This is a genomic window from Janthinobacterium sp. SUN073 (assembly GCF_030397665.1).
Classification (GTDB): domain Bacteria; phylum Pseudomonadota; class Gammaproteobacteria; order Burkholderiales; family Burkholderiaceae_D; genus Janthinobacterium.
Map to the genome: position 1 here is coordinate 106,154 of NZ_JAPUBT010000005.1, position 12,750 is coordinate 118,903.

A 12,750-nucleotide genomic window follows, 5' to 3' on the forward strand; every position below is an offset into this window, starting at 1 on the left:
TTCTGGCTTACAGGCCCAGGATCATCTGCGTGATGATATTTTTCTGGATTTCATTCGAGCCGCCATAGATCGATGTCTTGCGGTAATTGAAGTAGTACGCAGCCAGCGGCGCGGCCAGGTCGTCGCCGCCTCCGCTGTGCGGCGCGCTGCCGTCGAGAAATGCCGGGTCGAAGGGCAAGGCTTGCGGGCCGATGGCTTCCACCATCAGTTCCGTCAACTGCTGCTGCAGCTCCGAGCCGCGCACCTTCAGCATCGAGGCTTGCGGTCCCGGCCCCTTGCCTTCATCGCTGATGACGCGCAAGACCGTCATTTCCAGCGCCATCAATTCGATTTCCAGGGTAGCGACCTTGGCGGCAAAGGCGGGATCGTGCAGCAGCGGCGCGCCGCGCTTGGTTTGCTGCATGGCCAGTTGCTTGAGGAAAGTCAGCTCGCGCTTGGAGCGGCCAACGGCGGCGATGCCCGTGCGCTCATGCCCCAGCAGGTATTTTGCGTAGGTCCAGCCCTTGTTTTCCTGGCCCACCAGATTGCTGACGGGCACGCGCACGTTGTCAAAGAAGACTTCGTTCACTTCATGTTCTTCATCGAGCATGATGATGGGGCGCACGGTGATGCCCGGCGTTTTCATGTCGATCAGCAAAAAACTGATGCCTTCCTGCTTGCGCACCGTGCTATCCGTGCGCACCAGGCAAAAGATCATGTCGGCGTGCTGGCCCAGCGTGGTCCAGGTTTTCTGGCCATTCACGATGTAATGGTCGCCGTCGCGCTCGGCCGTGGTTTTCAGCGAGGCGAGGTCGGAACCGGCGCCCGGCTCCGAATAGCCCTGGCACCACCAGTCGTCGCAATTGAGGATGCGCGGCAGATAGTATGCTTTTTGCTCGGCGTTGGCGAAGGCCATGATGACGGGCGCCACCATATTGACGCCGAATGGCAGGATGGGCGGCGTGGCGGCGCGCGCGCACTCGTCTTCCCATATGTGGCGCTGCACGGACGTCCAGCCCGTGCCGCCATGTTCGACGGGCCAGGCCGGCGCGGCCCAGCCTTGCTGCGCGACAATCTTGTGCCAACGCACATAATCATCACGCTTCAGGCGCAGATGCTGGCGCACCTTGCGCTGCAAGTCCGCCGGCAGATGGGTGTCGAGGAAGGCGCGCACCGTGTCGCGGAAAGCCGTCTCCTCGGCCGTGTAATGCAGGTCCATGTCTGTCTCCTTGTTCTTATCGGTTGCCGTGATGACTGCACGCAAGGAAGCTCAGCGCACAAAAAAGCACGACCGTTCTCAAGGATTGTACAACAGATTGGGAGCGGCGCCAGGGGTTTTGCATGGGCTGGCGCCATGAGGGAGAAATAGCTGGAATGGGCGGGAATCGGTGTAAGCTGGAAAGAGATGGCCAGCGGCTGCGGCTGGCAATTTATTCCCACGCCGGCGTCATTGGATTTGCTCCGAAGGAGCCATCCAGCGCCATGCCAGCCTATCCATCGATGCACCGCCCTGGCGGCAACATTAAAAACTCAACGGTATCACGCCGACCGCCAAGCCGATTCTTCTTTCTTCATGGGTGGCGGGAACAGCATACGCATTTCTATTTCACACGTAATTCATCCATGGCCCGATAAACACGTCCCCACACGTCGCGCCTTTTAGCGACTTGCAATGGGGTCAAACCGTCGATGGACGGAGCGTTAATATCCGCACCGGATTCAATCAGGAATTTCACGAGCGGGACATTTACTCCGTCCGCAGCATAGTGGATGGGTTGCCAGCCATTCTTATCCTGGGCATCGATCTTTGCGCCAGCATCCAGCAATACTTTAACAACCTCTTCGTGTTGCAAGGTATGGCTACGCTCATATCCCTTATCAACAGCAAAATGGATAGGCTGTATGCCATTGTTATCTGCATGGTCAACTTTCGCCCCGGCTGCCAACAACAGCTTGGCCGCTTCCGCATTTCCACTATAACAGGCTCCAAATAATGCTGTCTTGCCAGCCTTGTCAGTAACATTCACATTGGCAGAAGCCGCAATCAGCATCTGCAAAATCTCCAGGCTGCCTTTCTTTTCAACAGCATGCATGAGGACAGTATTTTCGTACTTCCCACTTTTTTGCTCGATATTGGCTCCAGCATCGATTAATATCCTGGCCATCTCTGTATAGCCGCGCATGGCTGCGAAATCAATGGCGCGTGCCCCGTACTTATTGGCCGCATCAACGTGCGCCCCTTGCTGCAGCAGTCGTACCACTTCTTTGGTGTCGCCCTTGTATGCCGCCTCATTGAGGTCATTATCAAGTGAGTCGCCTGCATAAACGGTAGACGAGACAAACATTGCCAAGCACGACAGCAGCACGACGAAAACTGACTTTATATTCAAGACATTCATATATTTTATTTTTCCTTTAATTGACATCCGCACGGCGAATCATTACCACTGCCAAAATGACTGCATCAGTAAATCATTGCACAGGGAATTATTGCATTTTACGTAATGCCCGTGCGCGTGTCCACCGCAAGCATGGCAGTGTCAATTTACCGCTTCCATATGAACCGGGGCGTCACTTGCAGTCACACGATAAACAGATCCCAAGTTGGCCGAATCCGAAGTTATCTGAACTGCGCAAAACCAGGAACCGTTCTTTATAAGACTCCAGGATGGAAGTTGTGGTCGAGAAGCGCAACTGTTTTGGAAGCGCTCTCAAGGAAAGTAAGAATAACAGTGTGGCGTATTTGGCAGACCCACCCATGCAGGAAATCACCCATACAAATGCAGCAACACCTGCACGGCAACGATCTTGACGATGGTCATGCTGGGGAAAATCATGGCGTAGCCCAGGTTCGGGCGGTCCGACTTGGCCAGGCGGTTGGCAAATACCAGTACGGCCGGGTTGCCCGTGGCGCCGGCCGCAATGCCCAGCAATTCAGGAAACGGCAGGCGCAGGAAAATCTTGCCCAAAATCACAACCAGCGCGACCACCACCAGCACCGTCACGGCACCGAGCACCAGCATGGGCAAGCCATCGGCGCCCACCTGCTGCACGAAGGGTAAACCGGACGCCATGCCGACGGAGGCGAGGAAAATCGTCAAGCCATAGTTGCGCATGACCAGGTTGGCCGACAGCGGCAAGCGCCAGCTGATCTTGCCCACTCTACCGAGGCGGCCCAGAATCAGCGCCATCACCAGCGGCCCGCCGGCCAGGCCCAGGCTGAACGAACCTATCCACGGCAACGGTATCGGCACCAGGCCCAGCAGCACACCCAGCACCATGCCCATGCCCAGCGAGACATAGCTGAACTCGGCCGTGGCCGTGATGGAATTGCCGAACAGCTTGCGCACGTCGGCCGCATGTTTCGCTGGCGCAATAGCCATCACCCTGTCGCCGAATTCCAAGGTCAGGAACGGGTGCGGCAAAATCATGGCGTCGCCGCGGCGTATGAAAGCGATCTGCAGCGGGAAGTCTTTTGCCAGGTTCAGCTCGCCCAAGGGCACGCCGACGATTTCCGCGTCCGACACGAACACTTCCGTGCCGTCGAACGCGCTGCGGTCCTTCATCAGGCGGCCCGGGTCCAGATGGCCCAGCGCCGTGCGCGCCGCTTCCACGCCCGCCACCGTGCCCGACACCATCAAGGCGTCACCCACGCCGAGCACCAGGCCCGGATCGGGCAAGCGGTTCTGGTGGCCCTGGCGCACGCCGATCACTTGCACGCCCGCCAGCGGGCCATCGGCCAGTTCGGACAGGGCGGCGCCCGCCAATTTCGCTTCATCGATGGTAATTTCCGACACGACGATGGGCGCCGGCGGCGGCGTCAGCACGGGTTTTAATATGCGCCCGGCCAGGTACAGGCCCAGCATGGGGCCGACGACGCCGAACGGATACGCGACGGCATAGCCGACGGCCGCATCGCCATTGCCGTGCGACGCTTCCAGCGCCGCCTGCAGGGCCGCCGTGCTGGTCATGGCGCCGGCAAACACGCCGCTGGCCATGCGCAGCGAGATATCGATCCACTGCCCGCCCCAGACGGACACGGCCAGGCCGCCCATGACGGCGGCAAAGGCGATCAGATTGTGTTTCTGCCCCGCGCCGCGCAAGCCGGCGAAAAACTGCACGCCATACTGCACGCCTATGCCATACAGAAACAACAGCAAGCCGATGGAGCCGACCATCGGCGGCGGTACGGCCCCGGGAGCAAATGCGCCCAGCGCCAGCCCGGCGAACAGCACGCCACCCACGCCCAGCGAAAAGCCGAACACGCTGATGCGCCCCAGCGCATAACCGGCGCCGATGACGAGAAACAGGGCGAGGATCGGCGTCGACTCCAGCGTGTGGCGAAATAATTGAAGCATCAAACAACCTTGATCTGGAGAAAGCCCAGTTTAGCATGCACAAAAGCAACACGATGGCGAGGATGACAAGCAAGCGTGCGCACGTTAATGCGGTCAAAAACGGGCAAAAAAAAGCCCGCTACGGGAGCGGGCTGAATCTAATTCCTGTGAGGAAGTAGAGGAGACAGGTGCAATGATGCCGCGTTGCAGCATATAAGTCTAATTGTATATTGTGATGATAGAAATATGCTTTATCAATATCTCGTCAGACCGTTCCGAAAATAATGAGTTTTCGATGCGATCCTGGTTCACGCGTCACCAGCACGCGGGCTTGCTCTACGGTTACGCAATCCTGCGGCGCAAACCCCGCTGGCACTGTCTGCACATCGCGCGCGATGCGTTGCGGATCATTGATCACGTCATAATCTGCACGCTTGAAAAACAGCTGCTCGATACCGGCGTCTCCCTGCGGCAGCGGCTTGACGACGATGAGCGACCAACGGCCTTCCTCCCCGAGAAAATGCTTTTGCTTCAGGAACAAGTTAACGCGATCTGCATGAGGCGCCAAGTCGCTCAACTCGCTCTGATAAAGACCCATCGGACACAGCAGCGTGCCGGCTGGCCACCCCATATCGGGCAGCGCTGTGACCGTGTCCGGACGCAACTGGGCCAAATGGCGGTCGAACGGGTATTTTTCCGCCGAGCAGGCGCCGAGCGCCATCAGCGCAAGCATGCCCACGGCGCGCAACAAAGAAATCATCAACTTGCCTCCTTTATGTATATGGTCAAGCAAGGGTATCTTAAGCGATGAAACAAAAAAAAAGCCCGCTGCGGGAGCGGGCTGAATCTATTTCCTTGGAGGAAGTAGAGGAGACAAATGAATTATGCCGCATCGCAGCATCATTATCCAATTGCATGTTGTGATGATAGAAATAGTTATTCCCTATATCTGCCCTCTCCCTCCGGCCAGCCTCAGGCCACGTTGTCGCCGCGCAAGGTTTTTGCCGCCGCCACCATGTTCGCCAGCGCGGGAATGACCTCTTTCCAGCCACGCGTCTTCAAGCCGCAATCGGGGTTGACCCACAGGCGGTGTGCGGGAATGCGCTCGGCCGCCTTGCGCATCAGTTTCACCATCTGTTCCTGGCTCGGAATATTGGGCGAGTGAATGTCGTAGACGCCGGGGCCGATGTCGTTCGGATAGTTAAAATCATCGAAGGCGTCGAGCAATTCCATGTCGGAACGCGAGGTTTCGATCGTGATGACGTCCGCATCCATGTCGGCGATCTGCGCGATGATGTCGTTGAATTCCGAATAGCACATGTGCGTGTGGATTTGCGTTTCGTCGGCCACACCATTGGCCGTGATGCGGAACGATTCCACGGCCCAGCGCAGGTATTCGGCCCATTGCGACTTGCGTAGTGGCAAGCCTTCGCGCAGCGCCGCCTCGTCGATCTGGATCACGCGGATGCCGGCCTGTTCCAGGTCCAGCACTTCGGCGCGGATGGCCAGCGCCAACTGGTAGCACGATACGGCGCGGGGCTGGTCGTCGCGCACGAAGGACCAGTTCAGGATGGTGACAGGGCCCGTCAGCATGCCTTTCATCGGCTTGTCCGTCAGCGACTGGGCGTAGATGCTCCACTCGACCGTCATGGAGCGGGGGCGGCTGATGTCGCCGAACAGGATGGGCGGCTTCACGCAGCGCGAACCATACGATTGCACCCAGCCGAACTGGCTGAAGGCGTAGCCATCGAGCTGCTCGCCGAAATATTCCACCATGTCATTGCGTTCCGCTTCGCCGTGCACGAAGACGTCCAGGCCCAGGGTTTCCTGCTCCCTGACGCAATGGGCGATTTGCGCCTGCATCAGTTTTTTGTAGCTGGCTGCGTCCAGCTGGCCGCTGCGGAACTGGCTGCGTGCCTGGCGGATTTCCGCCGTCTGCGGGAAGGAGCCGATGCTCGTCGTCGGGTACAGCGGCAGTTGCAGCAGCGCAGCTTGCTTGACGGCACGCTCGGCATAGCCGCTCACGCGCTGGCCCAGGCTGGTGTCGATGCGGGCCACGGCCGCTTTCACTTCCGGATTGTGCACGCGCGGCGACTGGCGGCGCGCTTGCACGGCCGCATGATTGGCATCGAGCGCCGCCTGCACGGAGGCGCGGCCATGGTTCAGGGCGCCGGCAATGGTGTGTACTTCATCAAGCTTTTGACGGGCAAAGGCCAGCCAGGACTGGATATCGGCGTCGAGCTTTTGTTCGCTGGCCAGGTCGACGGGCACGTGCAGCAGCGAGCACGACGGCGCGATCCACAGGCGCGCTTGCAGGCTGGCATGCACGGGTTCCAGCCATGCCAGCACGTCATTCAAGTCCGTCTTCCAGATATTGCGGCCATTCACCACACCCAGCGACAAGACGCTGGTAGCGGGCAACTGCGCGATGACTTGCTCCACTTCATCGCGGGCATTCACGGCGTCGAGGTGCAAGCCTTGCACCGGCAGCTTGCACGCCAGCGTTAAATTGTCTTGCAGCTTGCCAAAATACGTGGCCAGCAGCAGTTTGACGTGATGGACCTTGCTCAAGGCCGCGTAGGCCATGAGCAGCGCTTGCTGCCAGTCGCTGCCCAGTTCCGTGACGAGGATCGGTTCATCGATCTGCACCCACTCCACGCCTTGCGCGGCCAGTTCCTGCAATAGTTGCACGTAGACGGGCAGCAAGCCTTGCAGCAGCGCCAGTTTGTCGGAATCATCCTTGGCCTTGCCCAGCCACAAATAGGTGACGGGGCCGATCAGCACGGGCTTGGCTTTCACCCCGAGCTGGCGCGCTTGCGCCAGTTGTTGCAACAGGCGGCTGCTGTCGAGCTTGAATTGCGTGTCGGCCGCAAATTCCGGCACGATGTAGTGATAATTGGTGTCGAACCATTTCGTCATTTCACCGGCATGGACGCAGCTGCAATCGCTGTCGCTGGCCGAGCGGCCACGCGCCACACGAAAATAGTTATCGAGCGCCGCGCCTTCCAGGCCACGCACGCGCTGCGGCAAGTTACCCAGTGTAAAGCTCAGATCCAGCACCTGGTCGTAGAAGGAAAAGTCGCCCACGGGCGCCAGGTCCAGCGCGCTCTGCTCTTGCCAGTGGCGCTGGCGCAACTCCGCGCCCTGGCCTTCCAGCGCGTCCAGGCTGCTTTGGCCCTTCCAGTAATCTTCCAGGGCGAATTTCAATTCGCGTTTGGCGCCGATGCGCGGGTAGCCCAGATTATGTGTCGTGACGGTCATGACGGTGCTCCTTATGAAGTATGCACACATCATAGAAGGTTCCATCCATTAAAAATAATGATAATATTTTATATATCCATGAATGCAGCTCATGTGAAATCATGCTCGAATGCATCTGGCCGTCTTGCGCGGGTCACGCCCGACCCGCACAAGACGGACGACAGCATCGAGCACCTGCACTGTGTGACGGCGACGGGCAAAAAAAAAGCCCGCTGCGGGAGCGGGCTGAATCTATTTTCTTGGAGGAATATAGAGGAGACAAATGCATGATGCCGCATTGCAGCCTATCAATCCAATGACATGTTGTGATAGTGGAGATATGAATTATCCATATCTCGTACAAGTTGCGAAACAGGCAGCGACATCAACGGCAGTTGCGGCCACCATTCAATCCTGGGGCGGCGAACAAAACGCAAAGCGTTGCCGATGCATGCGTAGATAATATTTCTGTTCTTCCATCAAAACGATGCGCAACGGAGCAGGTAATCCGATCAGTTCACGATGCCGCCCCAGCAGCGAGGGGGAGCACAGCATGGCGCCATCGTCTGCAAAGCTGATCAAGCCCCGATCGAACAAGGCATCCAGGGTCGCGATCAGCGGCAAGCCGTTATGGGGATCAAGGCGCTGCTGATCAGTAGCCCCTTGCCAGGACAAGGCATGCGATGCACGCAAAACTGGCTCAAGATCGCAACCCGTTACAGCACATTTCCTGTCCCACAATGCGAGCAATTCGTCCCGATACCTGCCTTGGCCGAGCCGGGCCTGGCACAGTATTTCTATCTCCGTTGATCGCCCCTTCCCCCTCGAAAGCAAATCATGGATATCATTTTGCTCCACCCTGCTGGCGATCAATGCGAGGATGGCTTCCTTCCCTTTGTTCAAGGCCCCGAAAGCTTGTCGCGGATTGGTGCCGTGAAAAACGACGACTTCGGCCGAGGAAACAGGCGTACTGCGCAGATCCGCATACCAGCGCACCGTGCGGTGATACTCTTCTGGTTCATTCGGACTGACCACTCCCCCGCCGCGATACACAATGACTGGCGCGTCATCGAGCACCGTGCCAGCAGCAACAATACCGATCTTGTTTACCCATAACAGCAGGGTGTCACCGCGCTTGGGCCGCTTGATTTTTTCCAGGAACTCGGGGCCGCCACTTGTCACTGCAACGCCCCTGACTAACCATTCGTTATGAAAACTGAACTCATTATTTGACGTTGCATCGCTATTGATGAAAAACGTGTCCGCCTCAGGAACTTTTTGATGTCCTTTGCTGAGATTTTCATGTGCCATGTCGGACTTTCGTAGGAGGATAGCCGCGCATTGAAACATGCATTGCCATTCAAGGTCCACAAAATACTTTTCAGACAACAAATATGAATTTCCAGGCAAAAAAAAGCCCGCTGCGGGAGCGGGCTGAATCTATTTCCTTGGAGGAAGATAGAGGAGACAGGTGAATGATGCCGCGTTGCAGCATATAAAACCACTTTATATTCGTGATGTCAGAAATATGCGGCAGTGATATTAGGGGCAACAGTTCATTCCATACGGCAACTTCTATGCTGTCGCTGCCGTCTTTGCGTCGCCGGAACGCAACATATTCTTAATGCCCCGCAACGCCTGCCGTACGCGGGCCTCGTTTTCGATCAGAGCGAAGCGCACGTATTCGTCGCCGTATTCGCCGAAACCGATGCCGGGCGAGACGCTGACCTTGGCTTTTTGCAACAGCAGCTTGGCAAACTCCAGCGAACCCAGATGGCGGTAAGCCTCAGGGATATGCGCCCAGATGTACATCGACGCCTTCGGCTTTTCCACCATCCAGCCCGCTTCATGCAAGCCTTTCACCAGCACGTCACGGCGGCGCTGGTACTGGGCGCAGATTTCCGTCACGCAGCTCTGATCGCCTTCCAGCGCGGCAATGGCCGCCACTTGCACGGGCGTAAAACTGCCGTAGTCGTGATAGCTCTTGATGCGCGCCAGGGCCGACACCAGTTCCGCGTTACCCACCATGAAACCGATGCGCCAGCCCGCCATGTTGTAGCTTTTCGACATGGTGAAGAACTCGACGGCCACGTCGCGCGCGCCGGGCACCTGCATGATGGACGGCGCCTTCCAGCCATCGAAGGTGATGTCGGCATACGCCAGGTCATGCACCACCAGAATATTGTGCTGCTTCGCCAGCGCGACGACGCGCTCGAAAAACTCCAGTTCCACGCATTGCGCCGTGGGGTTGGACGGAAAACCCAGCACCATCATCTTCGGCTTCGGGTAGCTTTCGCGGATGGCCCGTTCCAGTTCGGCAAAGAAATCCACGCCCGGCCCCATGCGCACGGAACGGATATCGGCGCCCGCGATCACGGCGCCCCAGATGTGGATGGGGTAGCTGGGATTCGGCACCAGCACCGTGTCGCCACGGTCCAGCGTCGCAAGCATCAGGTGCGCCAGGCCCTCTTTCGAGCCGATGGTGACGATGGCTTCGCTGTCCGGGTCGATGTCGACCTCGTAGCGTTTCTTGTACCAGTGGGCAATCGCGCGGCGCAGCCGCGGAATGCCCTTGGAGGCGGAATAGCCGTGCGTGTCGGGGCGTTTCACCGTCTCGACCAGCTTGTCCACGATGTGGGCCGGCGTGGCGCCATCGGGATTGCCCATCGACATGTCGATGATGTCCTCGCCACGGCGGCGCGCGGCCATCTTGAGCTCGGCGGTGATATTGAAAACGTAGGGGGGAAGGCGATTGATGCGCGAAAAGCTGCGCGGAGCTTGGCTGTCGGTCATGATATCTCTTTACGTAAGCGCCCGGATCCGTCCGAGCGACGTTGGCGCAATGCATGCGCCTGCAACGATACTAACCCGAGCTTGCGCAAACTGGCAAGGGCGATTCGGACGCGCTACAATACGCGCTGATCGAAAATGAGCGCACCGGTTGGTAACCCGGTAAGTGCCCGGCACCGTCCGGCATGCTCCCGCCCACGCGGACCCACGGCGCTGACCTTTGGCTGGACCACCAGCCGGGGAGGTGTTCTGGTTCGTGCATGTTTTCCGCCGCGCCATCCCTCCCCTGCTTTTTATTTTAGGAATGAGACGGATGGCAACACACGACACCGCGGCAAGCAGCATGACCCTGGACCGCGCCGGCATCGAGCGGCAACTGGCGCAAGCAGTGCACCACTTCATCGAGTGCGCCTTCGACGGCGAAGACTTGTCGCGCCTCGACTTGCAGGGCTGCACGTTTGAACGCTGCACCTTTGCCGAAACGAACTTGTTTGCCAGCAAGCTGGCACGCAGCACCTGGCGCCGCTGCCGCGCCGGCAGCGCCGATTTCGAATCCGTCGACGCCGTCGACGCCACGTTCGAAGGCTGCGACCTGAACAACACGAAGTGGCGGCGCGCCAAGCTGGCCTCGGTCACCTACCGCGGCTGCAAGCTGACGGGCGCCTCGTTCGAGGAAGTGGCCCACCTGGGCCTCAGCTTCGAAGACAGCCTGCTGGTGGGCGCCGACTTGCGCGGCTTTTCTTTCCGCAAAGCCATCTTGAAACAGCTGGACTTTTCCGATGCCTACCTGGCCGGCTGCGACTTCCGCGACGCCGTCTTCGAAGGGGGCAGCTTGCGCAACGCCACCATCAAGCTGGCGAAGTTCCAGGGCGCGGACTTGCGCGGCGCCGATATCGACGGTTTCAAACTGAGCGAAGCGGCGCTGCTGAAAGGCGCCGTCATCACGCATGCGCAGGCAGCCAACTTCATGCGCGCGCTCGATCTGGTGGTGATTTAATCTGAACAGGCAAAAAAAAGCCCGCTGCGGGAGCGGGCTGAATCTATTTCCTTGGAGGAGATAGAGGAGACAAGTGCATCTTGCGGCATCGCGGCATATCACGCCACTTTATATTCATGATGATAGAAATTCCTGCCAGTGATAATGAGACGGCATCAGGGTTTCAAGCCGGGCGGCGCGTGGCCAGCGGTAAAAATTCTGCCAGCCACACCAGCAGGGCCAGACCCGGAAACGCCATGCCAGTCAGCAAGGTCGCTGGCCAGCCGTAGCTGGCATACACCCAGGCACCGATGGCCGAACCGGCCGCACCGCCGGCAAAGAACAGCGCGAAATACAGGCCATTCAGGCGACCCCGCACTTCCGCGCCCAGGCTGAAGATGGCGCGCTGGCCCAGTACCAGATTCGCCGCCACGCCCATGTCGAGCACGATGGAAGCGACCACCAGCAAGCCCAGCGCCAAGTGCTTCGATGTTGGCGCGAACATCGGCAAGGCAAACGCGACGATGCCCAGCGCCAGCGCGGCGGCCGTGGCCGGCAAAGTGTGGCCCGCATCGGCCAGGCGGCCGGCGATGGGCGAGGCAACGGCGCCGGCCATGCCCACCAGGGCAAAGATGGCGATGCCCGTTTGCGACAGGCCGAACGCGGGGCTGGCCAGCACCAGCGGCGTGACGGTCCAGAACAGGCTGAAGGCGCCAAACAGGCCCGCGTGATAGGCGGCGCGGCGGCGCAGCACGGGTGTACCCAGCAGCAAGTGCCACAGCGAGGCCATCAGGGCAGGATATTTCATGTTCGACACGGGCTGGCGCACGGGCAAGGCGCGGCGCAGCACCAGCGCCAGCAGCAGCATCAGCACGGCGGCACCGCCAAACACCACGTGCCAGCTGGCGTGCGCGGCCACCAATGACGCCACGGGACGGGCCAGCATGATGCCCAGCAACAAACCGCTGACCACCTTGCCCACCGTCTGGCCCCGCGTCGCTTCCTGCGACAGGTGGGCGGCAAACGGCACGATCACTTGCGCCGCCACGGAACCGAGGCCGATGGCCAGCGCGGCAGCGAGGAACACGATGGCGCCCGTGCTCATGGCCGCGACCACCAGGGCGGTGGCCGTCACCAGCAGGGCCGTGATGATCAGGCGGCGGTTTTCCAGCAAGTCGCCCAAGGGCACGACAAACAGCAGGCCCAGCGTGTAGCCGACTTGCGTCAGCGTGACGATCAGCCCGGCCGCCTTGGCCGACAGGCCCGTCGAGGCGCTGATGGGCCCGACGAGGGTTTGCGCGTAATACAGATTGGCCACGATCAGGCCGGAAGCGACGGCCAGCAGCAGCACCATGCCGGGTGAAATATCGTGGGAAGTGGAAGATGAGGCCTTGTTCATGTTGTTTCCTCGGTTCGGTAGAGATGTTG

General features: G+C 59.4%; 9 protein-coding genes. 1 reads left to right on the plus strand and 8 read right to left on the minus strand.

Going from position 1 to position 12,750, the window contains the following annotated elements; translation table 11 throughout:
- Nucleotides 1-7: 7 nt before the first annotated feature.
- From O0882_RS15525 to alaC, 7 genes are all read right to left on the minus strand, one after another.
- Nucleotides 8-1,198 carry an acyl-CoA dehydrogenase family protein gene (locus O0882_RS15525; protein WP_289949349.1) on the minus strand — a complete coding sequence of 397 codons (1,191 nt, stop codon included), beginning with the start codon at nucleotides 1,196-1,198 and terminating at the stop codon, nucleotides 8-10.
- A 382-nt stretch (nucleotides 1,199-1,580) separates the two neighbouring features.
- Nucleotides 1,581-2,378 carry an ankyrin repeat domain-containing protein gene (locus O0882_RS15530; RefSeq protein WP_289949351.1) on the minus strand — a complete coding sequence of 266 codons (798 nt, stop codon included), beginning with the start codon at nucleotides 2,376-2,378 and terminating at the stop codon, nucleotides 1,581-1,583.
- Nucleotides 2,379-2,747: 369 nt separating this feature from the next.
- Nucleotides 2,748-4,337: a TrkA C-terminal domain-containing protein gene (locus tag O0882_RS15535; RefSeq protein WP_071076735.1), complete on the minus strand. Its 1,590-nt coding sequence runs from the start codon at nucleotides 4,335-4,337 to the stop codon at nucleotides 2,748-2,750.
- A 244-nt stretch (nucleotides 4,338-4,581) separates the two neighbouring features.
- Entirely contained in the window at nucleotides 4,582-5,076 is a 495-nt protein-coding gene (locus tag O0882_RS15540) for a hypothetical protein (RefSeq protein ID WP_289949353.1), read from the minus strand.
- A 212-nt stretch (nucleotides 5,077-5,288) separates the two neighbouring features.
- Nucleotides 5,289-7,577 carry a 5-methyltetrahydropteroyltriglutamate--homocysteine S-methyltransferase gene (gene metE, locus O0882_RS15545; protein ID WP_289949355.1) on the minus strand — a complete coding sequence of 763 codons (2,289 nt, stop codon included), beginning with the start codon at nucleotides 7,575-7,577 and terminating at the stop codon, nucleotides 5,289-5,291.
- A 387-nt stretch (nucleotides 7,578-7,964) separates the two neighbouring features.
- Nucleotides 7,965-8,867 carry an HNH endonuclease gene (locus O0882_RS15550; RefSeq protein ID WP_289949357.1) on the minus strand — a complete coding sequence of 301 codons (903 nt, stop codon included), beginning with the start codon at nucleotides 8,865-8,867 and terminating at the stop codon, nucleotides 7,965-7,967.
- Between the two features lie 264 nt (nucleotides 8,868-9,131).
- Entirely contained in the window at nucleotides 9,132-10,349 is a 1,218-nt protein-coding gene (gene alaC, locus O0882_RS15555) for an alanine transaminase (protein WP_289949358.1), read from the minus strand.
- A gap of 340 nt (nucleotides 10,350-10,689) precedes the next feature.
- Here alaC and O0882_RS15560 point away from each other — a divergent pair, with 340 nt between their 5' ends.
- The gene (locus O0882_RS15560; RefSeq protein ID WP_289949834.1) at nucleotides 10,690-11,343 is read left to right on the plus strand and encodes a pentapeptide repeat-containing protein; all 654 of its coding nucleotides are present in this window, start codon (nucleotides 10,690-10,692) and stop codon (nucleotides 11,341-11,343) included.
- A gap of 163 nt (nucleotides 11,344-11,506) precedes the next feature.
- Here O0882_RS15560 and O0882_RS15565 read toward each other — a convergent pair whose 3' ends face one another.
- Nucleotides 11,507-12,721 carry an MFS transporter gene (locus O0882_RS15565; RefSeq protein WP_289949359.1) on the minus strand — a complete coding sequence of 405 codons (1,215 nt, stop codon included), beginning with the start codon at nucleotides 12,719-12,721 and terminating at the stop codon, nucleotides 11,507-11,509.
- Between the last annotated feature and the right edge of the window lie 29 nt (nucleotides 12,722-12,750).

Bases quoted from the DNA above. Each gene is read 5' to 3' on its own strand.
- O0882_RS15560 (WP_289949834.1), top strand. From the start codon at position 10,690: ATGACCCTGGACCGCGCCGGCATCGAGCGGCAACTGGCGCAAGCAGTG.
- O0882_RS15540 (WP_289949353.1), bottom strand. From the start codon at position 5,076: ATGATTTCTTTGTTGCGCGCCGTGGGCATGCTTGCGCTGATGGCGCTC.
- O0882_RS15525 (WP_289949349.1), bottom strand. From the start codon at position 1,198: ATGGACCTGCATTACACGGCCGAGGAGACGGCTTTCCGCGACACGGTG.
- alaC (WP_289949358.1), bottom strand. From the start codon at position 10,349: ATGACCGACAGCCAAGCTCCGCGCAGCTTTTCGCGCATCAATCGCCTT.
- metE (WP_289949355.1), bottom strand. From the start codon at position 7,577: ATGACCGTCACGACACATAATCTGGGCTACCCGCGCATCGGCGCCAAA.
- O0882_RS15550 (WP_289949357.1), bottom strand. From the start codon at position 8,867: ATGGCACATGAAAATCTCAGCAAAGGACATCAAAAAGTTCCTGAGGCG.
- O0882_RS15535 (WP_071076735.1), bottom strand. From the start codon at position 4,337: ATGCTTCAATTATTTCGCCACACGCTGGAGTCGACGCCGATCCTCGCC.
- O0882_RS15530 (WP_289949351.1), bottom strand. From the start codon at position 2,378: ATGAATGTCTTGAATATAAAGTCAGTTTTCGTCGTGCTGCTGTCGTGC.
- O0882_RS15565 (WP_289949359.1), bottom strand. From the start codon at position 12,721: ATGAACAAGGCCTCATCTTCCACTTCCCACGATATTTCACCCGGCATG.